23 protein-coding genes are annotated in these 25297 nt (G+C 56.9%); 6 read left to right on the forward strand and 17 right to left on the reverse strand.

From position 1 onward, the window contains the following. Nucleotides 1–24: 24 nt before the first annotated feature. Nucleotides 25–1029 carry an NAD(P)-dependent oxidoreductase gene (locus tag AWB80_RS06235; RefSeq protein WP_341866807.1) on the reverse strand — a complete coding sequence of 335 codons (1005 nt, stop codon included), beginning with the start codon at nucleotides 1027–1029 and terminating at the stop codon, nucleotides 25–27. Nucleotides 1030–1115: 86 nt separating this feature from the next. Here AWB80_RS06235 and AWB80_RS06240 point away from each other — a divergent pair, with 86 nt between their 5' ends. After that, nucleotides 1116–2018 carry a LysR family transcriptional regulator gene (locus AWB80_RS06240; protein ID WP_061173774.1) on the forward strand — a complete coding sequence of 301 codons (903 nt, stop codon included), beginning with the start codon at nucleotides 1116–1118 and terminating at the stop codon, nucleotides 2016–2018. Nucleotides 2019–2217: 199 nt separating this feature from the next. On the opposite strand, the gene AWB80_RS06245 is transcribed toward AWB80_RS06240, so the two are convergent. From AWB80_RS06245 to AWB80_RS06265, 5 genes are all read right to left on the reverse strand, one after another. Continuing rightward, nucleotides 2218–3393, reverse strand: coding sequence for an aminotransferase class V-fold PLP-dependent enzyme (locus AWB80_RS06245; RefSeq protein WP_061173775.1), 1176 nt, complete (start codon nucleotides 3391–3393; stop codon nucleotides 2218–2220). Between the two features lie 164 nt (nucleotides 3394–3557). Then, on the reverse strand, nucleotides 3558–4307 hold the full coding sequence (locus AWB80_RS06250; RefSeq protein ID WP_061173776.1) for an amino acid ABC transporter ATP-binding protein: 750 nt from the start codon (nucleotides 4305–4307) through the stop codon (nucleotides 3558–3560). Nucleotides 4308–4335: 28 nt separating this feature from the next. Next, nucleotides 4336–5070 carry an amino acid ABC transporter permease gene (locus AWB80_RS06255; RefSeq protein ID WP_087131049.1) on the reverse strand — a complete coding sequence of 245 codons (735 nt, stop codon included), beginning with the start codon at nucleotides 5068–5070 and terminating at the stop codon, nucleotides 4336–4338. Nucleotides 5071–5088: 18 nt separating this feature from the next. Next, a complete protein-coding gene (locus AWB80_RS06260) occupies nucleotides 5089–5796 on the reverse strand; it encodes an amino acid ABC transporter permease (protein ID WP_061173777.1) in 708 nt (235 codons plus the stop codon). A gap of 48 nt (nucleotides 5797–5844) precedes the next feature. Beyond that, a complete protein-coding gene (locus tag AWB80_RS06265; RefSeq protein ID WP_061173778.1) occupies nucleotides 5845–6735 on the reverse strand; it encodes an amino acid ABC transporter substrate-binding protein in 891 nt (296 codons plus the stop codon). A 756-nt stretch (nucleotides 6736–7491) separates the two neighbouring features. Here AWB80_RS06265 and AWB80_RS06270 point away from each other — a divergent pair. The 3 genes from AWB80_RS06270 to AWB80_RS43870 all read left to right on the forward strand — a co-directional run bounded on the left by AWB80_RS06270 (nucleotide 7492) and on the right by AWB80_RS43870 (nucleotide 9552). Next, nucleotides 7492–7764, forward strand: a complete 273-nt coding sequence (locus AWB80_RS06270; protein WP_061173779.1) for a hypothetical protein — start codon at nucleotides 7492–7494, stop codon at nucleotides 7762–7764. Between the two features lie 83 nt (nucleotides 7765–7847). Then, on the forward strand, nucleotides 7848–8549 hold the full coding sequence (locus AWB80_RS06275; protein WP_244206416.1) for a hypothetical protein: 702 nt from the start codon (nucleotides 7848–7850) through the stop codon (nucleotides 8547–8549). Between the two features lie 664 nt (nucleotides 8550–9213). Further along, nucleotides 9214–9552, forward strand: coding sequence for a hypothetical protein (locus tag AWB80_RS43870; RefSeq protein ID WP_160147414.1), 339 nt, complete (start codon nucleotides 9214–9216; stop codon nucleotides 9550–9552). Nucleotides 9553–10093: 541 nt separating this feature from the next. On the opposite strand, the gene AWB80_RS06280 is transcribed toward AWB80_RS43870, so the two are convergent. Genes AWB80_RS06280 through AWB80_RS06290 form a run of 3 tightly spaced genes read right to left on the reverse strand, consistent with a single transcriptional unit; the run spans nucleotide 10094 to nucleotide 13382 of the window. Beyond that, nucleotides 10094–11128: a Gfo/Idh/MocA family protein gene (locus AWB80_RS06280; protein ID WP_061173780.1), complete on the reverse strand. Its 1035-nt coding sequence runs from the start codon at nucleotides 11126–11128 to the stop codon at nucleotides 10094–10096. 15 nt (nucleotides 11129–11143) lie between these two features. Continuing rightward, a complete protein-coding gene (locus AWB80_RS06285; protein ID WP_061173781.1) occupies nucleotides 11144–12499 on the reverse strand; it encodes an MFS transporter in 1356 nt (451 codons plus the stop codon). Between the two features lie 37 nt (nucleotides 12500–12536). Then, nucleotides 12537–13382 (reverse strand): sugar phosphate isomerase/epimerase family protein, encoded by an 846-nt coding sequence (locus tag AWB80_RS06290; protein ID WP_061173782.1) that lies wholly within the window; start codon nucleotides 13380–13382, stop codon nucleotides 12537–12539. A 135-nt stretch (nucleotides 13383–13517) separates the two neighbouring features. Here AWB80_RS06290 and AWB80_RS06295 point away from each other — a divergent pair, with 135 nt between their 5' ends. Then, nucleotides 13518–14321, forward strand: coding sequence for an IclR family transcriptional regulator (locus tag AWB80_RS06295; RefSeq protein WP_061173783.1), 804 nt, complete (start codon nucleotides 13518–13520; stop codon nucleotides 14319–14321). A 98-nt stretch (nucleotides 14322–14419) separates the two neighbouring features. On the opposite strand, the gene AWB80_RS06300 is transcribed toward AWB80_RS06295, so the two are convergent. The 4 genes from AWB80_RS06300 to AWB80_RS06315 form a co-directional block, all read right to left on the reverse strand. After that, a complete protein-coding gene (locus tag AWB80_RS06300) occupies nucleotides 14420–15736 on the reverse strand; it encodes an MFS transporter (protein ID WP_087131078.1) in 1317 nt (438 codons plus the stop codon). Nucleotides 15737–16056: 320 nt separating this feature from the next. Continuing rightward, nucleotides 16057–16983: a ketopantoate reductase family protein gene (locus AWB80_RS06305; protein WP_087131050.1), complete on the reverse strand. Its 927-nt coding sequence runs from the start codon at nucleotides 16981–16983 to the stop codon at nucleotides 16057–16059. Nucleotides 16984–16994: 11 nt separating this feature from the next. Next, nucleotides 16995–18074, reverse strand: coding sequence for an isocitrate/isopropylmalate dehydrogenase family protein (locus AWB80_RS06310; protein ID WP_061173784.1), 1080 nt, complete (start codon nucleotides 18072–18074; stop codon nucleotides 16995–16997). Nucleotides 18075–18197: 123 nt separating this feature from the next. Further along, nucleotides 18198–19103: a LysR family transcriptional regulator gene (locus AWB80_RS06315; protein ID WP_061173785.1), complete on the reverse strand. Its 906-nt coding sequence runs from the start codon at nucleotides 19101–19103 to the stop codon at nucleotides 18198–18200. A 462-nt stretch (nucleotides 19104–19565) separates the two neighbouring features. Here AWB80_RS06315 and AWB80_RS06320 point away from each other — a divergent pair, with 462 nt between their 5' ends. Further along, a complete protein-coding gene (locus AWB80_RS06320; protein ID WP_061173786.1) occupies nucleotides 19566–20042 on the forward strand; it encodes an HU family DNA-binding protein in 477 nt (158 codons plus the stop codon). Nucleotides 20043–20531: 489 nt separating this feature from the next. On the opposite strand, the gene AWB80_RS06325 is transcribed toward AWB80_RS06320, so the two are convergent. From AWB80_RS06325 to AWB80_RS06340, 4 genes are all read right to left on the reverse strand, one after another. Further along, nucleotides 20532–21227, reverse strand: coding sequence for a hypothetical protein (locus tag AWB80_RS06325; RefSeq protein WP_160147415.1), 696 nt, complete (start codon nucleotides 21225–21227; stop codon nucleotides 20532–20534). Then, complete coding sequence (locus AWB80_RS06330; RefSeq protein WP_143327963.1) at nucleotides 21217–22365, reverse strand: hypothetical protein; 1149 nt, start codon at nucleotides 22363–22365, stop codon at nucleotides 21217–21219. The genes AWB80_RS06325 and AWB80_RS06330 overlap by 11 nt, the downstream gene beginning before the upstream one ends. After that, nucleotides 22358–23347: a PD-(D/E)XK nuclease domain-containing protein gene (locus AWB80_RS06335; protein WP_143327964.1), complete on the reverse strand. Its 990-nt coding sequence runs from the start codon at nucleotides 23345–23347 to the stop codon at nucleotides 22358–22360. Before AWB80_RS06335 ends, AWB80_RS06330 begins: the two co-directional genes overlap by 8 nt. A 224-nt stretch (nucleotides 23348–23571) precedes the next feature. Beyond that, nucleotides 23572–25296, reverse strand: coding sequence for a DUF4236 domain-containing protein (locus AWB80_RS06340; RefSeq protein ID WP_061173790.1), 1725 nt, complete (start codon nucleotides 25294–25296; stop codon nucleotides 23572–23574). Nucleotide 25297 lies beyond the last annotated feature (1 nt).

Below are 25297 nucleotides of genomic sequence, written 5' to 3' on the forward strand. Positions count from 1 at the left end.
TTCTTCCTTGGAAACGATGACGGGTTACTGGGCTGCCGGCAGGCTCAGACGAACGCCAAGCAACTCTTCATAGATTTCGTTCACGCTCGTGGAGTCTTTTCCGCCGAGCCCCTTGGCACGCGCCGCGTTATAGGTTTGGAGAACCAGTTGGCCCAGCGGCATCGGCAAGTTGGAGAACTCGTCGAGGCACAGCTTGATGTCCTTGTGCATGAGGTCGATGGCAAAATTCGCCGGGCGCTCTTCCGTGAAGAGGGTCTTCGGCAGGTAGTCGAGCATCTTGCTGCCTGCGAGACCCGCAGTCAGGACGTCGCAGAGGACGTCGAGCTTTGCGCCCGCTTTCACGCTTGCGGTCAGAACTTCGCCGAGGGCAACCGTGTTGATTGCCGTGAGAAGGTTGTGGCTGAGCTTCGTCAACTGACCTGCGCCCGTGTCACCGCAATGAACGACTCGACCCGCCAGCACGTCGAACAACGGCTTGAGCTCGTCCAGAGTCTTCGCGGAACCACCAACCATCAGAACCAGCTTGCCGTTTTCCGCGCCGGCGACTCCACCGCTCACCGGCGAGTCGACGAACGTCACGCTCTTGGCAGCAGCTGCAGCGGCAATTTCTTTTGTCGTTGCCGGGTCGACCGTGCTGAAGTCCACGATGATGGCGCCTTCAGCAGCCGTCTTGAGAACGCCTTCGCTGCCAGTTACGGCATCACGCAGCGTCTTCGGGCTCGGCAGGCTCAGCAGGATTCGCTCGGAGTCCTTCGCAGCCTCCGCGGGGCTCGTCGTCGAAATAGCGCCTTTGGCTGCCAGCGCATCCATAGCGGCTTGGCTCGGGTCGAAGACGCGGACTTGATGACCTGCGCCAACCAGCCGTGCGGCCATGCGTCCGCCCATGCGACCGATACCGATAAATGCAACCTTCATTTGTACATCCTCCGACGAGTTCCGTTGAGTTGGGCTAGCACCGAACGTAAGTCTCTGTTCTTTAGGGGTTTTCCCGAGCGTCTTTGCTTGGTGAAGTGCCAGTGACTTGACTATAAGAAGTCAAATTAAGAAAAAAAAGACGACACTTTTTGACGGTACACGTAAGATTTGATTACGATACGTAGGAGGAGGACATTGCAATGCTGAACTTGAGTCGACTCCGGCTGCTCCACGAGTTATCGGTCCTGGGAACAATCTCCGCCGTCGCGAATGCCGTCCATCTGACCCGTCCGGCGGTGTCCCAGCAGCTTGCGCAGCTTGAAGACGAGTTAGACACGGTGCTTATCGAGCGCTCCGGGAGAGGGGTGCAGCTAACACCGGCGGGCCGGCGGCTCGTGGCAAGAGCCACTGACTTATTTCAGCTTGTTGAGGAGATTGAGGCAGAGGTCGCGGCGGCGAATGTGGAGGTGAGCGGCGAGGTCCGGATGTCTGCATTTGGCTCTCTGGCCAGCAGTGTCGTCCCGCTCGCCGTCCAGCACTTGCTGGTGCAACATCCGCAGCTGAACGTCATTTTCACCGAACTCGAACCATCGGAAGGACTGCGAGCAGCGGCGGCCAAGCAAACGGACCTGGCCATCGTTGATGACCTAGTGAGCGCCGAAGCATTGGCGAATGTCTTGGAATTCCGTCCGCTTTGCATAGACCATTTCGACGCTGTCGTAGCTGCCGGTCATAAACTTGCGGGACGGAAGTCTATACACCTAGCGGACCTTGCTCACGAACGATGGGCCCTCAATCAGTCTGCTGCGACGTATCACACGTTCCTCCTGAACGCGTGTTACGCCGATGGCTTCACTCCGCGGGTGACCACCAGCAGCCGGAATATGGCGGTAACACTAGAGATGGTTCGGACAGGCGGTGCCGTAGCGGTGTTGCCGCGACTGGGCCTCCGGCAAGCGGAGAAGGACCCGGATTTCTCGGTTTTGCCGATTGACCCAGTCTTGAATCGTCGCGTTTTCGTGGCTCTGTCGAAAGGCACTGCAAAACGGCCTGCAGTCGCCGCGGTGCTCGACGCGCTCATTTTCTGCGCCAAAGCACTCTAATTGTCCGGGTTACGAGAATGGGAAGGCACTCGTGCAAGAAGGCTCCTTCTAGATATTGGAAGAAGCTCAACTACTGTCGGAGAACTTGTTTTACAGACTTTAGCGAGTGGGGTTTATCTATGCTCAGACTACCCCGCCAATCTCATTCGAATCTAGGTGACTTGCGAATTGGATGTCGCCCGCGATGGCGGGCGGCGTCCTAGTCAGGCTGTATCGCGACCAATTTCAGGTTCTCTTCTTGGCCCGTGCGAATTACGGCAACGAGGCGCTCAATGTCGTCGGCGTTGTTGAACATTGCCAGCGAGATGCGGATGCCGCCGCGCTCGGGAGATACCCGAACGTCGTTGCGCGCGAAATAGTCCGCCCATTGCGCGACAGGCAGGTCGAGCACGTAGATGTGGCTGCGCTGACCATGCTCGCGAGGGCCGACCACGGCGACCCCAAGGGCGTCGAGCTTGCTGAGCAAGAGGTCACCTAGCTCGGTGACGTGCTGATGAATCTTCGCGACGCCCACGCTCTCGATGAGCTTGATGGCCGCGTCAAGTGCGTGCAAATCCGGCAAGTTCACGTTCCCGAACTCAAATCGTAGCGCGTCCTCGCGCACCGCGAGGTCGTCAGGCTGGGCAATGTAGTCCGCTGGCGGATTCAGCATGCTCGACATCGCCAAGTATGCCGGACGCAGCTCGTCCAGACCCTGTGCTACGTAAAGCACGCCCAGTCCCTGTGGCACCAGCAGCCCTTTGTGAGTACCAGCGGCCAGCACAGAGATGTTAAGAGCCTTCACGTCGAGTGGAATGACGCCAACCGACTGCATCGCGTCAACGACAAGATAAATCCCTCGCCTTTTGCAAAGCTCGCCAATGCTCGCGAGGTCATGTACCTGGCCCGCGTGGAACGTCACATGGGAAAGCGTAACGACTTTGGTCCCTTCGTCGATGTGCGGTTCGAACGTCTCGGCCGTAGCGATGTGGTTATCTTTTAAAGGCGCGAATCGAACCTTAACGCCCTTGCGCTTCAGGTTTAGCCACGCATAGGCATTATTAGGATGGTCGCCTTCGATGAGTACGACGTTGTCGCCCGCTACCAGTGGCACCGCATTTGCAGCGATATTAAGACCTTCTGACGTATTCTTCGTGAAGGCGATTTCCAACGGCGATGCATTGAAGAAACGAGCAACCGTTGCACGGGTATCTTCGACTCGACGGACCCACACCGGTTTGGGTCCGGCCATCTCATAACCCTCGGTCAGAAACGAGATGAGGGCGTCGCGCACTGGTAGCGAGAGCGGGGTTTGATGGGCGGCGTCCAGATAAAGCTGACGTTTCGTGACGGGAAACAGGTCGCGGATATACGCGAGCTTTTCACTAGAAATCATTGCGTATCTTAATCAGTGTGTTTTCGGAGCACAGTGGCGGAAGGCACGCCGGCTTTTTTTCACTACCATCGCAAGGTGTCGCTTACCTCATAAGCCAACGAGCACATTCTCAGCAGGCTTACGGAAGTCTGTCTCGCAAAACGAAGCTCAGTTTGGCAGCTCGTTCAGGCGTGGGAGAGGACCTGACCGAGGAAGTCCCGAACCCGCGGGTGCGCGTTGTCACCGAAAAACTCGGTCGGCGTGACATCGACCAGAATCTGCCCGGCATCCACGAAGATGATTCGGTCAGCAACGCGGCGGGCGAATGACATTTCATGCGTTACACAGAGCATAGTCATACCCTCGGCGGCCAATGTCACCATTGTATCGAGGACCTCTTTCACCATCTCAGGGTCAAGCGCCGAGGTGGGTTCATCGAACAACATCACGCTCGGACGCATGCACAGTGCTCGTGCAATAGCGACGCGCTGCTGCTGTCCGCCTGACAACTGCGGCGGATATTTTTCGGCCTGGTTCGAGACTCGCACCTTGTCGAGCAGTTGCATTGCCAGCACCTGGGCCGCCTTGGAGTCGATGCCGTGAACCTTCATGGGTGCGAGCATGCAATTTCTGAGTACGGTGTAGTGCGGGAAGAGATTGAAGCTCTGGAAGACCATGCCGACGTGACGACGGACCTCAGCCGGACTGTACGCTGCGCTCGACTTCACGTCGCGGACAATCACCTCGCCTTCATCGATTTCTTCGAGTCCATTGATACATCGAATCAGCGTGGATTTTCCCGAGCCCGAGGGACCGCAGATAACCACCTTTTCTCCGGCATTTACCTTCAGGTCGATGCCGTTTAGAACCGTGTGACGCCCGAACCGCTTGACGACAGACTTGAGTTCAACGATGGGTGTGACAGATGAATTCATAGCTTTGCCTTCGCAATCAAAAAAGTCGTCAATTTGCTGCTGTTGCCGTGACGGGCGTGACAGTTCGCACCGTCTGCTTGAGTTGTCGGCGCTTTCGAAGATGGTCGGCCAGTTCGGCGAAACTGGAACACACCACGAAGTAGATGACCGCTGCGAAGGTGTAAAGCTCGACGAGCTTTCCATCTCTTTGAGCAATCTTCGCCGCGGCCCCCATGAAATCCGTAAGCGAGAGCACATAGACAAGAGATGTGTCCTGGAAGAGGATGATGGCCTGCGTCACCATAATCGGCACCACAGCTTTCAAGGCCTGAGGAACAATCACCAGCGAATAAGAATGCCAAGTGGAGAGGCCGAGCGCCTTAGCTCCCTCAAATTGCCCTCTGGGTACCGACAGCAGACCGGACCGAATAATCTCGCAGAAGTAAGCGGCCTCAAACAGCGTGTACGTCACAAACGCTGTCAGTTGCGGACTGATTGAGACGGACATGCCTTCGGGTGAGAACTTCCGGAGCAGCAAGGGAACAAGGAAGAAGAACCAGAAGAGCACCATAATTAGCGGGATGGACCGCATGACCGTCACGTACGCCCACGCGATTCGGTCGAGCACCGGGATTCTGAGATGCCGAATGATGGCAAGTCCTGTTCCGATGACAAGCCCGCCCAAGAACGCGACAACAGTGAGCTTAAGCGTGTACACCATGCCCTCGCCGAGAAACGGCAGGGCTCGTTCAATCGCAACAAAGTCGTACGTCATCGCAGTCATCGTCCCAGCTCATCAACATCAAGATTTCGCTGCCGTCGCGTACCTGCTGGAGACGCCAACTGCGGTCCAGTAGATAAGCAGCGACAACACAAAATAGGTAAGCGTCACGACACCAAAGGCTTCGAACGTTCGAAAGGTGAACTCATTCATCTGCTGTGCTTGTGCGGTGAGGTCGAGAAGGCCAATTGTCATCGCAACCGACGTGTTCTTGAGCAGCGCCAGTGCTTCGCTGGTAAGCGATGGAGCCATCGTCCGAAGCGCCTGGGGAATGAGCACACACGCATACTGATTCCACGACGATAGTCCGAGGGCGTAACCGGCCTCACGCTGTCCCTTCGGCAATGATTGAATACCCGCCCGTACTTGTTCCGCGACTCGAGCCCCCGTGTACAGTCCGATAGCAATCAGCGCGGGAACGAAGCTCGCCCAAGGGGGAGCCATACTTTTGATGGCAACGCCCAGAGAAGCCGGTACGACCTCTGGGAAAACGAAGTACCAGAGAAAGGCTTGCAGTAACAGCGGGATATTTCGGAACACCTGTACGTATGCTCGGCTCAAAGCTCGCGCCAGGCTGTTGTTCACCGTTCTTCCGCAGCCGACCAATACGCCGAAGAAGGCTGCAATCAACGCCGCACCGAACCACAGAATCACGGTCCACATCAAGCCCGACAAGAGCCAGTTGATGTAGTGGTTTCCGTCTACGGTTGTTTCGAATAGCAGGTTCATGGGGTGCTGTCTCCATGAGGGGCGCCGTGCTGACGCCCGTGATGTGGCTTACGAAGGTACCTTGTCGCTTGGGTTCTTCACCCGTTCTTTCAGGTCATCGCTCATTGGAAAATCGAGCTTGATGCCACGCGGAGGAATCGCGTCGACGAACCACTTCTTGTAGATTTGGTTGAATTCCCCGGAGGCCATCAGCGACTTGAGCGTGTCGTCGACGACCTTCTTGAAGGCAGGGTCGTCCTTTGCAATCATCAACCCGTAGGCAAGCGAGTTATACGACTCTGGAAGAAACGCGAAACCAGCAGGATTCGATGCATCCGCCTTCTTGGCTGCCAGCAAGATGTCATCCTCGATGAACGCAGCAGCCCGGCCGTTCTCAAGGGTGAGCATCGACTCGCCATGGTCGTGGGCCGGGATGAACTTCAAATCCAGGCCATTTTTTTCACTGATTTCCTTAGCGAACTGCAAGGCGTTCGAGCCCTGGGTGTAGACGACAGTTTTGCCCTTCAGGTCTGCCGCCGTCTTGATACCGGAACTGGCCTTGACAAGCCATTTCGTGTGGCTGACGAAGGTTGCAACTGAGAAGCCAACCTGCTTTTGACGCTCCAGGCTGTTTGCCGTACTCGCGCATTCGATATCGATGTTGCCGTTGTTCACAAGCGCGATACGGTTGGCTGATGTCACGGGGACGTCCGTGACTTTGAGGTTCGGTATGGACTGCTTCAGCTTGTCGACGACCTTCATGCAGAGGTCGACCGAATAGCCAACGTACTTCTGGTTCTGGTCGAGGTACGAAAACGGCACAGAAGCGTCGCGCACGCCCAGACGAATCTCTCCGGTGCTTTTGATTTTGGCCAGCGTGTCAGCGGCCTGAGCCTGATGCGAGACAAAAACGCTCACGGAAGCGATGAGAACGGCGCGTGAGAAGAATCGGTACCCCATGTTTTAACTCCTTAACAAGACTGCCCTGCCAAACGTTGGTCCCCCGGTACGTTCGGGTCTTTGCGATGCCCCCTCTGGAGCGCGCAACAAAAATGTAGGCAGGCAAAAACAAGAAGAAAAGACGACCCTTTCTTTCCAAATAGGAAAGAAAATATTTCGATTAACCATCTCGACTGCCGCTGCGCGTGACGGGACAAGGCTCCGCGAAGGGAGCCGCAGCGCAGGTCGGGCCCATCAAGCAAGCCTTAGTGAGGGAAAATGCTGGTAAGGAGCGCGGGATGCGAGGCGACGGCTCGGATGACAACTCACCCTTGGAACGAAGAATCCCGGACAACGCGACTGCGGTAGGCTCAGACAGACTGGCGCCGCTTTGGCAATTTGAGGCGACAGTGTAGCGAACGAGCACACGCTGACCGCGGCAATCGAGCGTCTACCGAAAGGCTAGAATCGGTCGTTGGTCTACTCGCATCTTGTAACGTCCGCGCGACAAATCTTGATGATAGGGACTGGGCGTACTATGGACATTGACTTGCCGCGTAGCGATGCCGAGCCGGACGCCAGGATTTGCGAAGTCCGGGCCGCCCATCGGAGGTCGTGCCTATTAGCGCCACAGTGGTCGGGACCGCTATTTGATTTACCGACCCACCCGTGAAGTTAATGCGACGAGCCGACTGTAGGCACGATGGCTCCCAGCCGCTCGGTCGATAAAGCGCCTGACTGCGCTAGCCGGGCTAGGCCAATCGGAAGGAGGCTCAGATGATACGTAAGACACTTAATGCGTCGCGGCTTCAGCAAGAGGTCGACCGCCGAATTCATCGACTGCACGAAATCGTCGAGGATGGCGTGAAGATTCGGGTCCCACGGCCGCAGTTGCAAGCGCCTGACAAGACAGGCTGTAACTGGACCATGGACCACTTCGGAAATGCGATAGGATTTGAACGCAACGTCGAGGAAGTGCTTAAGGCCGTCCGCGCAGAATATAACCTCAGTACTGAGGCCAAAGACGCTGCCAACCCGTTCGGGGACTGACCGCAGGAGTAGTCAGTTCCTAGTTCGTTCTCGACGTCGTTCGAAATAGCGTTGTTGACGACATTGCGAATATCACGACGTAAATGAGCATCCTTCGGGTGGGAGAAGCGGACTTGCGCTGGCTTTCTCAGCCGTTGGATGAGCAATGTCGAACAGAAGCGATGGCCTCTGAGCCTTATCCGCGGACCGTCCTCTGGCGCGTCTTACCAGCCCTGCGCAACCGCCCTGCTACCATTGCGCCGTCACTTAATCTTGCAAACAACGAGGTAATACGCAGCGAATGGATATCTTCTATCACTCGCAAAGTTTCGAGCAGAGCGTCAAGAACGGCGCATGTCGGATTGATTGGCTCCAGTAGCCCAAAGATTGTTCAGCTGTCACACCGCTTGCCGAAGCGGGTATGGGTCGTCAAAACGCCCAGAGGGATGAAAGGCTCGATACAGCTTGTCGCTTCGCTGCTAATCAGTGAAGAGCCAAGCGTTGCCGTGCAAACCGACCAACCAAACGTCATCTACTACGACGTCTTCTCCCCTGATTCCGTCTTCTTCACGGATTCCGGAACGCCCGAGCGCATTCGAGAGGTCTCCGAGCACTTCCAATACCGTTGGCATACCGCGTTCAGCGCGAGCTTTCGAGGAGACTCTGGATTGCAGGCAATGGAGGCGGATGTCGTGCGGGGGCTGGAGGCTTTGGTCGCAGATTGGGACAAGATTCAGATGCTCGAGCGCGTTAAGGACCGGGACAAGGTGCGGCCTATCAACCCCTTCGCGCAACCATCGAACTGACCGAAAGCAAGCTTTGTTGATAAAAGTCCCGCCGCGAACGGCGGGATAAGAGAGGGCGCGCTCCACGCAAGAACGCACGGACAATATAGAGCGTCGCAGCTTAAGGTCTCAAGCCCCACGTTGAAACGGAGCATTTCAGATTGCGGTGCGTGCCGAAATATGACACGGACACGCTTGTCGTTGCATTTGACATTACGCTCCGCGCACACGCTGCACGCGTGTCCGATTGTCGCTCTAGCCGCTTTCTGAAGACACTCTCGACGCAAGCAACGCGTCGAATGCTTCACGTGCTGACTGCAACTCAGACATTGCTGCTGCCAGCCTTGCCAACATCAAGGTCGGTGCCGCCCCTCCTTCCGCGTCGCGGAAGTGCTGCTCCAATGCGCCTGAAGCAGATTGCACCTCGCGTGCGGCTGCCGCGACACGTGCAATCGCTGCGGCCTCCTCCCTACTTTCAACTGGTTCCATCTGTTCTGCCTTCAAAGTCGCGCGCAGGCGCCGAGCGGCGCAGTCTTGCCGATGCTACGTCACGCCGGCGGCACTTGCTAGAAGAGGTTAGCAGCGTAGAGACGGATGCGTAGGCCCACCGTTGCATGCCGCGCGCGCCCGAGCGAAATCCTTCGAGATGGGCGTACGGCGACGTTGGTCGATTGGTGTATCAGACTTGCAGAAGTACAACCGCTTGTTCTTTATTCCCGGTGAAGTCCACGACGGCGGCTCTTTCTCGACACGCGGTTCGATTGACCCGACGACCAATCAACCGACTAACCCGTCCAACGTACCCTTTCCGCAGCCGGCAAGCGGTCGTGACGACTGGTTCACAGCTCTGCAGACCTGGGTAGGAAACGGCACCGGCACCGGCACCGGAACGCATCGATGTCGCATCTGCCGATGGAAGCGCTACGTTGCCGCTGTGCTCGTATCCGAAGATGCCGACATTCACCGGTGCTGGCGCTGTAATCAATACCTCAAGCTACTTATGCCAACGACATCAACCCTCTAGCATGTCATGACCCGGTTGGTGATGAACCAGCCGGGTTGGCACTTCGGGATATCTAGGCGCTTGTATGGTGGCCAGAGAAGCATATGAAGACGCGACATCGCCAATAAGGAAACTCCTTCTTGGTTTTAGAGGAAGCTTCTTCCGCACCTGCAAAACTCTTTTTAAAGAATCTAGCGAGTGAACTTATACGTTGACGAAGCACGTTGACCAAGCCTCGACCGAGGATACACCAGTCACGGAGAGGGCAGCTTCCGCATCGGACCACGAAGCCATCGCTATCTGCCCGTAGCGACTGGCGGTTGAGTGTTGCATGCGGAAACGTTCAGCCCGGCTGCGGCGACCGAGTTCGCGCTCTCAGACTCCGTTAGAAACTCAGACGGAGCCCAACATATCTTGTAGTATTTTTGCAAGCTCCTCTTGCGTAGGCAACGCAGTTTCATCGGACGCCATTTGGGCCCCTTTTTTCAGGGCCCCACCCATGGCCGGCGTGCTTCCGCGCGTCCCTTTATATCGCCCCGCCGCAAATGTCCCAGATTGGACGTCAGTCGAAATGCACGGCAGTCCCAGACTGAGCAGCTTGCCGAATGGACGATGTGACTCGAAGCGTCTTTGTCGCGTCAAATCCGCTGACGAGTGGTTCCTCCTCACGCCTGATGACTGCTCCGAAGTGACGCATCTGCTCGATGTAGGGATTCGCAGCTTGAGACTCCACAGCGCCTTCCTGAATTGGCCGGAGCCAGCTTCGCTCACCTTCGTAAGACCAAAGACGCAGTGTCGGCAGAGCCAGCGAACCTTCCGTCCCGCACAGAAAATGACTCTCCACGGACGTCTTCGGGAAAGAAGCGTTCTCGCCGGACGAGGTGTCCCAACTAAAGGGAGAGGCGGCCGTATCGGACAACGTGATTGTCGCGACGGCGCCGTTCTTTAGCCGGAGCACGACCGCTGCCGTATCTTCCACGTCGAACTCGCGAATGGCGTTGGATGCGACGGCTTGCACGCTTTCAATTTCGCCGCATACGAAGCGCAGCAAATCAATCTCGTGAATCAAGTTGATGAGAATCGGGCCGGCCGCTTTGGTCCGGCGCCAAGCTTCATTGAAGTATGCATCGTGCTTGAAGAACGTCGCGAGCACCGTCGCTGAGACGAGTCGGCCAAGCTTTCCTTCTTGCACCATTGACCGGGCGGTTCGGATAATCGGATTGTGGCGACGGTGATGACCCACCAGCAACGGCACGTCAGCATCTGATGCAGCTTGAGCCAGCCGCAGTCCTTCCTCCACCGTGTCGGTGATGGGCTTCTCCACGAGTACGGCCTTTCCGGCAGCAATCAGTTCCAGCGACATCGGGACGTGCAGTGCGTTGGGGGTCGCGATGATAGCGCCATCCGGTGAGGTCTTGTCGAACATCTCTTGATGGTCGGCGAACCACGGAACGGAGAATTCCTCTGCGAGCGCCCGCGCTGCGGGATTAGGGTCGGCGACTCCGACAATTTCAACACCTTGTGCGCCAGCGGCACCGACCAGATGAGCGCGACCAATGGCACCGGCGCCGATAAGCCCAACTCTCGAAACAGACATTAGAGTTCTCCGCGATTAGTGTGTCGTTGCGTTGCGCAGCACTGGCGCAGCGCTGGCGCGACCTCGGCCTTGAACGTATGCAGCAACGATGGCGATTGCGATTGGCACCGTCAGGAAAAGAAACAACTGGCCAAAGTTCCACTTGAAGCTGAGCAGCACGGCGCCAATCGACGCGCCGGAGATGGCCCCGAAACGGCCGATGCCCGTCATCCAGCTCGTCCCGGTCGCACGCATTTCAGTTGGGTAGTAGCTCGCGGCCATGGCAGTCCACCCAGTGTTCGTCGAATTCGTGCAATAGCCGAGCAGGAAGACCAAGGTGATGAGTCCGGCCAGACCGACGTTCATTTGTGAAATTGCAACCGTGAAGATAAGTGCGGCCAGCAGGGTTGCAATCATGACTTTGTGGGCCTTAAAGCGGTCCATTTCCCAACCGATGACGATATTGCCCAGCGTTCCTCCCACTTGCATCATGGCGCCAACGAGTGCTGCGTCAGCCAGCGAGAAGTTGTTGTCCTTGACGATAATCGGCAACCAGCTGTTGAGGAAGTACACCGTCATCAGATTCATAAAGAGGCCGACCCACAGCGCCATCGTCACGGTGGTGTGAGGCTTGGACACGATGAGGCGGATGGCTCCCTTTCCCGCGTGCTCGCGCTCAGCGGTCACGAGTTCGGTCGTGGCGTCCACCGTACCCGGCTGAATCTTGTTGATAATGCCGGCGAGCGCAGTGCGCCCTTCGTGCTTCACAGCGAGAAACTTCGCCGATTCCGGCAGAACGAAAAACAGCAGGACCGCGAAAATGAGTGGAACGACGCCGCCGACCACAAGAATCGAATGCCATCCGTGAGTGGGGACCAGATAGCTAGAGAGGAACCCGCCACCCGCCGCACCCAACGTGAAGCCGCAATAGATGACTGTCACCATGACTGAGCGATGCTTCTTCGGCGCGTATTCAGATGCCAGCGTCGCGGCGTTCGGCTGCGAAGCGCCGAGGCCCAGGCCGGTCAGGAAGCGCATGACCGAAAGCACCTCGATATTCGGCGACCACGCCGACGCGAGGCTCATCAAGCCAAAAAAGATGACCGCGCCGATGATGACTTTGCGACGACCAAAGCGGTCGGCCAACGGACCGCCGGTCAGTGCACCGATTGCCAAGCCGAACAGCCCCATGCTGAGAACCGGGCCAAGTGCGGCCCGGCTAATTTTCCAGTCAGCGATAAGCGCCGGGGCGATAAACCCCATCGCGACAACATCGAACCCGTCAAGAATCAGGACCACAAGGCCCAAAAGAAGAATCTTCCAGTGGAAGCCGCTAAAGGGCCTCGAATCCAGGAACTCCTGGACGTTCAGTTGCTTGGCAAGGGTGGGCATTACGTGTCTCCTGGTGTTCAAACCGGTGCGGTGCGGCCTAAAGCAGCCCGCGGATGTACTCGATGCTGTCGGCGATGGCTTTCTCGTCGTCTTCGTAGGCGGGATGCAGATAATCAATCTCGAGTGCTAGCAGGCCGGTGTATCCGTGCTTGCGTAGCTCATTGAAGGCTCGCGGGATGTCGATGAGGCCCTGACCGACCGGGACGCTCGGCCAGAAGGCGAACTCGCGGGGATTGCCACCCTTCGCGGCAATGTCTTTGACGTGCGTCGCTCGTGCATACGGCGCGAGCTTTTCAATCGCAACTGCCGGGTCTTCAAGCAGACGCAAATTGTTCGCGGTGTCTAGGCATACGCCGAGCGCAGGCGAATCAACCGTCTCGATAAGCTCGACCAGTTCATCTGCGAATAGGTCGATGTGGTTCTCGATGGCGAGTACGACACCGTGACGTCTTGCGTGGCGAGCAGCGTCGCTCAGCAGAGGCACCAGGCTGGCTTTGTGCTGCTTCCAATCTTCGATGCGAGTGCGGCGGCCGCCGCAGCAGATACGCATCACCTTTGCACCAACCGCTGCGGCAATTTCCGTGTGCCTTTTCAGGTCTGCCACCTCTTCCGGAGCCGCGCCCGAGCGTAACCCGCTCGGATGACCCCACGCCCACACCCGCTCCAACCCAAAGCTGTCCAATTGGTTGCGCAGCTTGGTTACCTCGTCGGAAGTCGGGTTTGGCAGGAAACACGATTCGAGCGATACGCCAGAGACGCCTAATTCCTTTGCCCGGTCGACGAAACCTTGCATGGTGATTCGGATACCGGGGTCTTGTTCCAGTCCGGCATAGACCTCGCCGAAGTAGCGGTGGTAGCTGTACGAGTCGATGGCTAGCTTCATATGGAGTCTCGGTAGATTGGTTTACTTTACCAAGTGGAACAGCAAACCACATTAGGCGTTAACCCGGCTGACGTCCAGATGAACTCGCGAACCAGTTGGAATAGAATGAGTGGACTTACTTCCAGGACCGCATCCATGACCGCTGTTCGAGACCGAGCGCTCGCCATCGTCGAATTGCTCGCCCATAACGTCCATGGTCTGCCGATGTCAGAGATTGGCGACCGCTTGGGCATTCCACGCACGGCCGCGCACCGTCTGCTGATGGACTTAAAGGAAACGGGCTACGTGAAGCAGGACCCGTATAGTCTTCAGTACATGCTCACAGTGAAGTTGGCCTCGCTCGGTTTGAGCTACCTCGCTGCGACCGGCATCACAGACGCCGCACAACCTTTGCTCGACGATTTGGCCGGGGACAGCGGGGAGTTGGTTCGGCTGGCTGTCGCCGAGGGAGAAGACCTGATTTGGGTAGCAAAGGCGCAAGGAGCGCGCACCGGGCTGCGCTATGACCCGGATGCGGGGTTGGAGATTTACTTTCCGGCAACGGCGAACGGGATTGCCTATCTCGCGGCATTCGATGAAGAGCGCGCCCTTGCGCTGGTGTCTCGGCAAGGGATGGAGCGCGCGCGTGAGATGGGGCCCGGCGCGCCGCAGACCTTGCGGGCGCTATTGGAGCAAATCGAGCAAGCGCGCGACCGCGGCTTCGCGGTGGTGTTCGATGCGTACGAGGCTGGAACAAGCGCCGTGGCGGCCGCCATTCGCACTGACGAACAGAGCGACCCGATTGGGACGGTGAGCATCGCGGGCCCGTCTATCCGCATGTCGGCTGCACGCATGGATACCTTGGGCCCGAAGGTAGTCGCATGCGCCAAAGCTTTGGCTATCGCAAGCCGCAGCTCTCCGATGTTTTCAGGGCACCACCCGAAAGTGCCGCAGCGGTAGGCAGTGCAACGGAATGTGCCGTTGGACGACGCGGACTCGCCATAGAGCGATGCGACGCTGCTGGCGAACTGCAGCGTCGCCTCTTCGTACGTTGACTGTCAGACATCCTTCGCCCGCAACTGAGCAGGAAAGGCCCAGATAGCAAGAGCGGCACAAAGTACACAAAGCCCGACAATCGTGTACAACGCTGGCGTTGTGCTTCCGGACAAGTCGCTGATACGTCCAACCATCACAGGACTCACGATACCGCCCAGCTGACCGATTGAGTTGATGAGCGCGATGCCGCCCGCAGCGCCCACTCCCGTCACGACCTTAGGTGGAAGTGTCCAAAAAGCCGGAATGGTGGTCAGCATTCCGGTGCCAAGCACAATCAGCGAAACCGTCAGCAGCACGGTGTCGTGTGCGAAGATTCCAGCGCCGAGGAAGCCAACAGCCGTAAGAAGGATACAACTGGCAAATACAACGCGGCGATTGCCGGTACGGTCGCCCAACCGCCCCATCACGAGCATGCCTACTCCACCAAACAGATAAGGCAGCGCTGTCAGCAAGCCAATCATCGTCGAGTCACGCAGCCCGGAACTCCGAATGAGCTGAGGCATCCAGAAGTTCATGCCGTAAGAGGCGATTTGGACAAGGAAATATGCGAGCGCCAGAATCAAGAAAGCCTTGGACTTCAGTGCGCCGAGGAACGAATGACTCTCGGCCTTCTTCGCATCGACATCCAGCTGTGACCGAAGAAGTCGCTTTTCGTCTGCTGTGAGCCACTTTGCGTCCTCCACTCTGTCGTCGAAGCGCCAGAAGACGATGAAACCCAGCAGGACGCAGGGAAGTCCGCCGATGAGAAAAATCCAGTGCCACGCAGCCATTCCGCCGACGCCCTCGAAATGACCAAGGATGAAGCCAGAGAGCGGCGCGCCCAGAATCCCGGAGAAGGCGAGCGCCAAGAAGAGCAGACTGCTGACGCGACCACGATGCTTGGCGGGAAACCACGTCGAGAGGTAGTACAGCACACCCGGTGCGAAGCCGGCCTCCATCGCGCCGATGATGAAGCGCGCTATATAGAACTGCCACTCCGTCTTCACGAAAACCATGCACGCGGTCGCTATGCCCCAGGAAATCATGATGCGCGCAATCCATTTGCGCGGCCCGACGCGGTACAGAAAGAGGTTGCTCGGCACTTCGCAAGCGACGTAACCCACGACAAACAGCGCAGCGCCCAATCCGTAGGCGGTATCGCTCAACGCGAGCTCCTTTTGCAGATGGAACTTTGCGAAACTGATATTGATTCGGTCGAACCAGGCGAACAAATAACAGATGATGATGAGCGGAATGACGCGGAGCTTTACCTTCAGCATGAGCGCTGATTCGGCATCGCGCATTTCGGTGCCTCCGACCAATGCTTTATTGGTTTGCATGAACATCCCCTTTTGTCTCTGGTAAAGGGTGGGCACGCCGACACTTGTAGCGTGGCGACTATGATGTGATTCCGGCAGGTGTTGCCGGTCAGGTGATTTGTCTCGAGAGGTCGGAACGCCCGCGTTTCTTTTTTTGCTGAGTGCGTGGCGACTTTTCCTCGAGAGCTGAGTCTCAGAGGGGCTGATAGTTCATCGATGTCTCCAAGGGTTTTCTTATAGTCTTTGATAGCGACTCAAGCGCTCGCTCCAGCAGCGCCCGGTATGCGCTTGAGTTCACGTGGTCAGTTGAAGTCCGTGATTCGACGGAGGTGCTCGCCGACTCACTCCGTGAAACCGACCTCTCTCGCCTTGATGATTGCCACAACGGTGTCGTTCACTGGCGTGGGAATGCCGTATTTACGACCCTCTCGCGAAATCGAACCGTTGATGGCATCCACCTCACCGCGTCGGCCGAGGTTGTAGTCAAGCAGCATCGAGGGCCGAGCGTTCGGAATCTTGCTGCCGAGCTTCTTGATATGCTCGATGGGGTCGCCGACGTCGAGGTGAATTCCGGCAGCTTTCGCAACCGCGATGGCTTCTTCCGCTGCGCCCTTTGCGACGCTCCATGCGTCCGGATTCGACATCACTTCACCGATGGTCATGCCCGTTGCGCACGTCGTTCCCGAGAACGCCACATTCATAATCAACTTCTCCCAGACCATCTGATTCAAGTCCTCGAAGATGGCTACCTTGAAACCTGCCGAACGCCAAATCTCGGCGGAAGCTTCGAGGTCTTCGGTCAATAGGCCTTGATACGCGCCGAAGCGAATCATCTCCATGCCGTTGTGGTGGGCGTGGCCGGGAGCGCGGATGGATGCCCCGAAGCCGCCGACGACGCCAACAGCGATGCGGTTCGCACCGAGAATAGCCGCTGCTTTCTCCGCGGAGCCGAGTCCATTCTGAATGGTCTGAACCACGGTCTTCGGTCCGAGCAACTGCTCCGACGCTCGCGCGGCGGCTTCGACATCAAAAGCCTTCGTGGCGATGATGACAAGGTCACACGCACCGATTCCGTCTGTCATCGTGCTGGCGTGAATCGGCACTGTACGGTCGCCGCTCGCGCCTTCGACTCGCAATCCCTTTTCCTGCATCGCCGCCACGTGGTCGGGCCAGAGGCAAACCGCATGCACTTCATGTCCTGCGCTAACCATGAGCCCCGCATACACGGAGCCCATGGCGCCGCAGCCGACAATCGCCACTTTTGCCATTTTGATGCTCCTCAGTTCTTCAATGCGGCGACGACGGCGTCGGTGACGTTTTCGGTCGTACCCTTACCACCGAGGTCCGGCGTCCGCGGACCGTCGAGAAGTACGGCTGCAGTGGCGCGGCGGATGGCCGTCGCAACCTCGGTGCAACGTGCGTCCTCATGCTGTTGCGCGAGCCACTCGAGCATCATGGCGGCCGACAGAATGGTCGCAACCGGATTTGCTACGCCCTTGCCGGCAATGTCCGGAGCGCTGCCGTGACTCGGCTGGAAGATGCCATGTTTCAGGCTGACGTCTCCCGACGGCGCCACGCCGAGACCACCGACGACACCGGCTGCGATTTCCGAAGTGATGTCGCCGAAGACATTCTCGGTGACAACGACGTCGTAGCGCTCCGGGTTCGTCACGAACATCATCGAGCCAGCATCGATGTAGAGTCGAGCGGTCTCGATGTCGGGATGCCGTTCAGAAACTTCATCGAATACCTTGCGGAGGAACGCATTGCTGCGCAGGACGTTGGACTTGTCCAAAAGCGTGACGTGACCAGGCGTGCCATGCGTGGCGCGGCGTTGCTTCGCTTGCTGGAACGCGACTTCGAACAGCTTCTCGCTCGTCGCGCGGGTGATGGTGAGGCGGTCGCTAACCGCGTCGTTATTCGGCTCCTGCTTGTCGTGCCGGCCGGCGAACAAGCCTTCGGTCGTCTCGCGGATGACCAGCATGTTCACCTTGTCCGCCTTTACGCGGGTGGGCACGCCGGGAAACAGTTCGCATGGCCGCAAGCTTGCAAAGAGTCCATAGCGCTCACGCAGGTCGATTTGGGGCGCAATTTCGGTACCGTCGGCCTTGCGCACCGTCGGGAGACCCATCGCGCCGAGCAACACGGCATCGGCCTGACCCACGGCCTGCGCGTCCGCCTCGGACATCGACTCGCCAGTGCGCTGGTACAGACCCGCGCCTGCCTCGAAGGTCTTCAGTTCTAGCTCTACGCCTTCACGAGCGACGCCTGCGTTCAAAACCCGAACTGCTGCATCCACGACTTCCGGACCGATACCGTCGCCGGGCAGCAACGCAATTTGATAGTGGGATTTGCTCATCACGTGTCTCCGATTTAATCCGGCGCCGTTGCGGTACCGATGGGACAGATGATGAAGAAGCGAATGGCTTCCGTGAATTACTCATTGGCGAGGCAGCCGTAACGAACCGTTATGGCTGCCCGTTCACTTGCCTCGACGCGTCACGGCGCGGGCCTGAAGGTGATTGACGAGACTCTCGGCGGCCGGAGAGAGGCTCGCGCGCCTACGGATGGCGATGCCCAGTTGCCGCTTTGCCCACGGCTCGGCGAGCGAGACTTCGGTGATTCCAAGGCGCTTTACAAAGAGCTTCGTCAGATTGCGCGGAGCAATGGCGATTCCAAGCCCGGACGAGACCATCAGACACAGCGCGTCATATCCGGTAACCTGGATGCGCAACCGGAAGTCCTTCTGGAGCCGATTCGCAATCTGGGTCAACTGAGTGTTGATAGCGCTCCCGGTACGAAGGCCGACGAAGTCCCAGGCGAGCGTTTCCTCGAACCGAACGCTCCTGCGGTCTGCCAGAGGATGGTCTCGACGCACGACCAGGCTCAGCTCGTCTTCCTCGTACGGCAGCGTTTCCACGTCCTCGCCATGAATGTCGACGGTGAAGATTCCCACGTCAGCTGCGTTCTCAGCCACTGACTTCAAGGTCACAAGACTGTTCCGCTCTTCAAGACGAATCTCGACAGCTGGATGGTCCGCGAGGAATGTGGAAAGGTCGTCAGGCAGGAATTGTGTGATTGCGGAGATGTTGGAGAACACTCGCACTTGGCCACGTATCCCCGACGCGTAGTCGAGCATTTCGGTATGGATGTCGTCCAGATAGTTGACCGCACGACGTGCGAGATTCAACAATGCGTACCCAGCAGCGGTCGGCTCGACGCCCTTGTGGTGGCGCTCCAGGAGTTTGGTCCGCAGCGTCTCCTCCAGTGCTGCGATTCGCTTACTTATCGCAGGCGCAGCGATGTGCTCACGCTCAGCGGCAGCCGCGATACTGCCTTCTTCGATGACGGCGATGAACAGATTCAGAGAAACCGGGTCGAGCTTCATAGTGGTCGCCGCACTTGGATACCCCGAGCATAGCTTATTCAGTTGGAAACCCTCATCCACTCTAGTAAAACCTGTCGGGCATTTTTGGTGAGCAAACGCGGTCGCGTTCTGGGTGTCGGAATTGTCCGTCACATCTGCGACCAGCGGAACCCACTGTCGTCGATGAGGCTTGCACGATTTCAATGCCCCTCCCAAAACAGCCCCTCTCGCACTGCGGCGCGCTCCGCTGCCTGCTTATCCCTCTCAAACCCCGTCACCCGACTGCTTTCCCGCACGAACCGTCGTCTCGCCGTTGTTTTTCTAGCGGGAAATGCTAGAAGTACCCTGATTTAAGGCCGCTGCCGATTGCACATTGCAGTACCGGTTGTTACGCTAGCCGCCAGCTTACGACGACGCATGTGCCGAGGCTCGACGCTCCGGGGTGCTTCGTCTTAAGCAGAGTTCAACTTCAGGAGAGCCTCAATGGCAACAAAGAAAGCTGCTGCTACGAAAACTGCTGTACCGGCGAAGAAGGCGGTGGTCGCAAAGAAGGCTGTGGCTGCAAAGAAAGCCGCCGCACCGAAGAAGGTCGCTGCGACCAAGTCCGCTCCGGCGAAGAAGGCTGCTTCGAGCGCCACCACGCTCAAGCCGGTGAAGGACGCGTTCACCAAGGCGTCGCTCGTCACTCATGTGGCTGCGCAAGCCGGCGTCGAGCCGAAGCAAGCGAAGGCTGTGCTGGCAGCGCTCGAGGACACGATTCTCGGCGCTGTGAACAAGAAGGGATTGGGGGAGTTTACGCTGTCCGGGCTGCTCAAAATCAACGCGCAGAAAGTGGAAGCAAAGAAGCGTCGCTTCGGCAAGGACCCGTTCACGGGTCAAGAGCGTTGGTTTGATGCCAAACCGGCGACCGTCAAGCTGAAGGTGCGTGCGCTGAAGAAGTTGAAGGACGCAGCTGCCTAACGCCCACTCTTCGTGTTGACCAGAAGCCCGCTTCGTGCGGGCTTCTTCGCATCTGTCTCTCGGACCAGCCGCTGGAAACATGACGGAAGTCTCTCCGTTTCCGTGGTGAGGGGTCCGATGACTTAGCAGTCAACGTCGTGCACAACATCATCCTCGCGGACTCGCGCCCGGCCGAGCGGCGATTGCAATGCCGTCCTGCTTAGCTTGCTCCTTGACGACGCAACGCTTTTTTTTGTCAACGAGGCCGATGAACGGGAGCGCATCCCCTACTTTGGACAATGGCCGCCGTCCGGCTCCTGAGCGCTTACCAGCTCGATGCGTTGTCAAGGGTTCCATTGAAGGCAAGTATCGTAGAGAACTTCTTTGACCCATGGCGCAAAACTTCGGCTTACGAAGCGTGGTTGGATGACACACAACATGAGCCTTTTTCTATTCGGACGACAAAGGTCTAGCTTGTTGACCTTTTCAACCCGAATCGAGCCGATGCCGTTACGTCAGCGACCGCTCGAATGCGTGCCGCACACAACTCGCGATGAAGTCGGTGTCAGCTGCTCGAATTTTCGCCGTCCCACCTTTTGTAAAGTCCACGCTGCATTTCGCACCTTGGAGTGTGAAGTCGATGCGGAGCGAATCGATTGAGGATTTCGGGCTTGAGAACGGCAAGTCGTCGAAGGCCTGCAAGACATCCTTGTCACCGTTCAGTTTCAACGCGGCAGAAACGTTCCCATCGAGCGGAATACCGGAGCACTCCAAAGCGGACACAGTCAGCGGGATTTTAATCTGGCGAGAAAACTCACGAGCAGCCTCGCGCAAATCGACGGTTACCTTGGATTGCACCGTCACCATGAATCCAGAGCTCGCTCCTAACGCACCTATAAATGGCAAAAGCGTTCGCGGACCATTTCTCACCTCAAGTGCCAACTCGCGCTCCGGCTCGATTCGAAATTCGGTGACCGTAACTTCCACCAGTTCTTGTTGAATCTCGGAACCGTCGGGGAGGCGAATCATACGGTCTACCACCTCTTGTTCAATATATTGACCGGTGATAGTCCCTCTTGTCACTTTCTCCACTCTAAACCCTTTGCTCAGCGGCCCATCACTAGGTGCGAATGGCATCTCGCGCAAGCGCCGCGCAAGCAACGCCTCGCTTATTATAAGTTTGAGTGGCAGCCATTTAACTCTCATCGTCGCCTCCACCTTGAGCCTTGGCGATGGCTTGACGAGTACGGTCAAGCGCAGCCCGAGATGCCGCTTCGAGGTCTGCGAGATGTTCCGCCTCCTCCGCAGCTGTCGGACGCACAGAACCTTTACAATGTACCGGTTTCTTTGTGCCTTTCTTTAGTCGATAGACGCTCTTCACGCCATACGTGAAGCCCGTCCCCTTAGCCGGGTTATCGAACAGGGCTTCAAACTCAACGCGATTACCGCCCTGCTTTTCCGATAACCAGACAACTCGGTAAAAGAAAAAGTCCGAGCCAACAAAGTTTTCAAGGCTATCGTCAACGAGAAGCTGCTGCCCCTCAAAAGCAGCTCGCTTCAGTAAACTCCTTAGTTCTGTTTCAATCGCTTTTCTCTCTTGAGCGGCCTCGACGCGGGCGTCAAGGTCGTCTTCATCGTCCCCGTCTGCATCACTCAGGTCCAACTCAGCGCTGACCGATACCTTCATGACGTCCATGAACTGATAGCCCTTGACCGCATTGATGAGCGTCTTGAAGAAAAGGGTCCGACTGGCCTTATCAAGACCCTTCAGTTCAATCTGGTCGCGGTTTGGCTGTGTCTTTGTGAGCACTCGAAGCTTTTCCATCAGGTCTGTCGTCACCGCTTCCAAGCGCGTCGATGCGCTATAACGTACACGGAGACTCCCCTTCTCGGTGAAGAACTCGATTTTTCCGTCCTTAAACTTCTTCTGACGCATTGACGTCTTCGAATAGTCTAGGTCAAGGTAATCAACAGTTACGTACGGAGCGGCCCCTTTCTTGGCTACCAGCGTCAACTGTTCGTTGTAGCCGGAGCGCGTCTTTCTCACTTCATCAAGCGCCAATTTTAATTGTCCAACATCGACTTGCGTGTCCAGAGTGAAGGAGCGGGTCTTGTCTTTACGACTCGTCGTGTCAATTTGAAGCATGAGGACATCAAGGTCTTGATGGCTAAGTGTCAGCGATGATACCCGGTCCACCAGTTCAGCTCTGCTGGACAGACCACTGACAACATATCCTCGTTCACGCAAAAACTTACTCAAGAACTCTCGCGTTGCACGTAATGGCGCTGAATTCAAGGCGTCGTAAACGTCGCGATACGAGGCAAAGAAGAGAGAGTCAATCATAGGACCGTTCTCCCATCCCCAACTGCGTGGTGAAGTACTTGGGCGTCGTGCGGTCCATGACACTCAGACTTATCTTTGCTTTCTTTTCGCCAAGCGAATGCAAGGTGTACTTTTCGTATGATTGAATAGCCTGCTCAAAATGCGCCGTAAAATTCTCGTTTGCCTCGCTCGTCATCAGAATTTCAATTTGCCGGAACCGGCTGAGAATCTGATAGAGCACCATGTAATCGAGCAAATATAGAAACTCTTGAAAGCTAGCACCTTCACCGCGATAAAAAATCTTCAATCCTTCGCCCTCGCCCGTTCGGTACTTCAACATCTGCCAAGGCGCCAAAATCATTTCGATTGTGATGGGAAGCTGCCATTCCTTTCGGGCAATGCGTGCACGGTCACGCACCGGATGCGAGACGTCCGGATGAAAATAGCTGCAGTCGGCCAAAACGGGCAAGATGCCGTCACCGCGGTGTCGTGAAATCTGGGCGGCCACATCATAAAGATACTGCACGTCCTTTGGGCCAATGACGTGAACGTCAACGCCTGTCGGAATTTTAACTGGCTCGTCAAAGACGTGCTCAAGCAAATCCTTCGTGCTTCTCTGATAGTCACCGTCGTGGTTGTACACGAACAGGACGCCTTTGATATCGGCGCCTTCGCCCGGACGGCAATACTTTCTGGTCCACTCTTCGCTAATCGGAGCGCAGTCGACAGCCATTCCAAGCGATACCAAAGCATCTCGCAGAGCGCCCGGGGTAATGGACGATTTCGAATAACTCTTTAAATCGAAATTTAGGTAAACAACCGTTTCACGATAGGGGTCATCGTAGGCGAACACTACGTCGGTCGGATGAACCGTCTTATCATGCTCAGTCTTGACGCATTCCCATGGAACATTTTCGGGACCAACCTTCGACCAATAAAAGTGCTTGAATACTTTGTCGCTCAGCTCGGTCGCCATCCGAGCGATTTGTTCACGCTCACTCACTTTCTATTCCGTTCCTTTAAGTTTTATCCGTCACGAGATTTCAGCAATTCGAAGTCAGTCATCAGCCGCAAGTGAATAACCCAATTCGGCTTTCTCTTCGACCAACACCTGCTGAGGACAAGATTCTTGCGCTTAGGGCAGCGGCGACGCGGAGCGTGTGGCGTGCAGCCACACCTTTCACGCCTCGCTTTCATAGCGTTCTTCTCTATCAAGCCTGTGTGGCATCACTGGTCATCGACGCGTCCAGTCTGAGCAATCTGCGCCAACGCGACCTTCTGGTCAACATACCATCTTTGTAGGCAAACACGGTCGTGGCAGTTCTGCTCTCGATAGTTCCATTGGGCGCGCGTGCGCTCCCGAAAAGTAGTTTGGTCTGTCACGGCCGCCTTCGCCCGTGCGTAGACCTCGGCCAATTGCACATCTTCAGCCGCCAGCTCAGCGTCCCCGCATACGAGGCGCTCGGCATCGGACCGGGCTTTCGTGCAGTCGAAGCTCGGTCTATATACGCTTAAAGGAGCTGCGGTACCGACAGAAGCGGTCGCGGAAGAACGCGACTGGCCGCTCATGCGTGTCCATTCGGCGAGTGGAGTTTCAGGAAGAGGCATTTCGCGCCAGACGAATTTCCTAGTCGTACCGACCTCTTCGTCGCCGGTGCCGCTATCGTGGTAGACGATGTCGCCCTTGCCCGTCGTTTCGCTGATGACAAATGCCGCGCGGTCAGACGCACACAGATGAGACATGCATCCTTCCGCGAACAGGAAACCATCCTTCGACTGAATATCGCCATTGGTCACGGCAAAGCGTTCCGAAATCTTTCTCCAATCAGACGGCGTAACGTGATTGAACGCGGCACGGAATCGCTTGTCGTTTACAACATCCGACGGATACTTACCGACTAACCAAGCAAAGCGGCCTTGCAGCGGCTCAGATTTCTGTTCAGGTGCCGAAGCTTCTGCAACCTTGGAAACCATAGGAGGCGTACTGGAAGATGCTTGCACCAACTCAGGCTGGCTTTGTGAGCTTCTAGGGTGCAGCGCCAAACTTGCAATCGCTGCCAGAAACAAAATTCCGGAGTAGGCATACGCCTTCAGTCGGGTACGGTCCTTTCCATCGGGAATCTCTGGCCGTGGCGTTACTTCGAGCAGGACCAATGCTTCAAACTCCGCATTTGCGTTCGCCGCCTGCACGGCCAGAGTCTTCTTCAGGCGTTCGAACGACATGACCTTGAACAGACCGTAACCTGCCGCGAACAGAACCGCTAGCCCGCCGGCGGCGAATAGATTCACGAAAATAAGAAAACAGCCCAAAATCCCAAGAGCAAACGCGACACCAAGAGCGGGCATTGCTGGCCATGCGTTGACCAAACGATGAAGATATGCGGCTTGCGTAGACAATGCCCCCCGGTCTGCCGCCGCTTCCTTGCATCTCTCCTCCACCTCGTACACTGACTTCATTGCCTTCTCTTTCTCAGCGAGCGAGATTGACCCGATATCTGAGGCCAGCCTTGTAGCCTTGGCGGTAATTTCGAGGTCTTTCGAAAGCGTATTGAGAAACGAACGGTGAGCGTCTAGTTTGAAGGCAGTCTCGAGGTCATCATCCTCGACCCAGACACCGTGGGAGACAAAGTAGTCCACAAGGGCGGCTCGCGTGCGCGAATTGACTTGCCACACAAACTCTTGCGCTGCTTGTTCTCGCTTCGACATAGGTACTCCGGTTTGGTCCGTTACGCCTTGCGCGGCCGCGTAAGCAGACTGGCGCGAACCTGCTTTCCTTCTTGAGTTGAGGTTGTGAGTGATTCGAAGCCCCGTTCCCGGAATGCTGGCGGTCACCCTACCCCGCGTGTTGTAGGTGAAGCCCTTTCCGCCAATGGACGTGCTCACCCCGCTTTTACTGAGGTTGATGCGGATTCCTGGCGCGATTCTTATGGTTTTTCTAAATCCCCAGCCCATC

Source organism: Caballeronia pedi (assembly GCF_001544915.2).
GTDB lineage: Bacteria > Pseudomonadota > Gammaproteobacteria > Burkholderiales > Burkholderiaceae > Caballeronia > Caballeronia pedi.

Excerpts from the sequence above, each read along its gene's own strand:
- AWB80_RS06240 (WP_061173774.1), top strand. The coding sequence starts at position 1,116 with ATGCTGAACTTGAGTCGACTCCGGCTGCTCCACGAGTTATCGGTCCTG.
- AWB80_RS06245 (WP_061173775.1), bottom strand. The coding sequence starts at position 3,393 with ATGATTTCTAGTGAAAAGCTCGCGTATATCCGCGACCTGTTTCCCGTC.
- AWB80_RS06250 (WP_061173776.1), bottom strand. The coding sequence starts at position 4,307 with ATGAATTCATCTGTCACACCCATCGTTGAACTCAAGTCTGTCGTCAAG.
- AWB80_RS06255 (WP_087131049.1), bottom strand. The coding sequence starts at position 5,070 with ATGACTGCGATGACGTACGACTTTGTTGCGATTGAACGAGCCCTGCCG.
- AWB80_RS06260 (WP_061173777.1), bottom strand. The coding sequence starts at position 5,796 with ATGAACCTGCTATTCGAAACAACCGTAGACGGAAACCACTACATCAAC.
- AWB80_RS06265 (WP_061173778.1), bottom strand. The coding sequence starts at position 6,735 with ATGGGGTACCGATTCTTCTCACGCGCCGTTCTCATCGCTTCCGTGAGC.
- AWB80_RS06270 (WP_061173779.1), top strand. The coding sequence starts at position 7,492 with ATGATACGTAAGACACTTAATGCGTCGCGGCTTCAGCAAGAGGTCGAC.
- AWB80_RS06275 (WP_244206416.1), top strand. The coding sequence starts at position 7,848 with ATGAGCATCCTTCGGGTGGGAGAAGCGGACTTGCGCTGGCTTTCTCAG.
- AWB80_RS06280 (WP_061173780.1), bottom strand. The coding sequence starts at position 11,128 with ATGTCTGTTTCGAGAGTTGGGCTTATCGGCGCCGGTGCCATTGGTCGC.
- AWB80_RS06285 (WP_061173781.1), bottom strand. The coding sequence starts at position 12,499 with ATGCCCACCCTTGCCAAGCAACTGAACGTCCAGGAGTTCCTGGATTCG.
- AWB80_RS06290 (WP_061173782.1), bottom strand. The coding sequence starts at position 13,382 with ATGAAGCTAGCCATCGACTCGTACAGCTACCACCGCTACTTCGGCGAG.
- AWB80_RS06295 (WP_061173783.1), top strand. The coding sequence starts at position 13,518 with ATGACCGCTGTTCGAGACCGAGCGCTCGCCATCGTCGAATTGCTCGCC.
- AWB80_RS06300 (WP_087131078.1), bottom strand. The coding sequence starts at position 15,736 with ATGCAAACCAATAAAGCATTGGTCGGAGGCACCGAAATGCGCGATGCC.
- AWB80_RS06305 (WP_087131050.1), bottom strand. The coding sequence starts at position 16,983 with ATGGCAAAAGTGGCGATTGTCGGCTGCGGCGCCATGGGCTCCGTGTAT.
- AWB80_RS06310 (WP_061173784.1), bottom strand. The coding sequence starts at position 18,074 with ATGAGCAAATCCCACTATCAAATTGCGTTGCTGCCCGGCGACGGTATC.
- AWB80_RS06315 (WP_061173785.1), bottom strand. The coding sequence starts at position 19,103 with ATGAAGCTCGACCCGGTTTCTCTGAATCTGTTCATCGCCGTCATCGAA.
- AWB80_RS06320 (WP_061173786.1), top strand. The coding sequence starts at position 19,566 with ATGGCAACAAAGAAAGCTGCTGCTACGAAAACTGCTGTACCGGCGAAG.
- AWB80_RS06325 (WP_160147415.1), bottom strand. The coding sequence starts at position 21,227 with ATGAGAGTTAAATGGCTGCCACTCAAACTTATAATAAGCGAGGCGTTG.
- AWB80_RS06330 (WP_143327963.1), bottom strand. The coding sequence starts at position 22,365 with ATGATTGACTCTCTCTTCTTTGCCTCGTATCGCGACGTTTACGACGCC.
- AWB80_RS06340 (WP_061173790.1), bottom strand. The coding sequence starts at position 25,296 with ATGGGCTGGGGATTTAGAAAAACCATAAGAATCGCGCCAGGAATCCGC.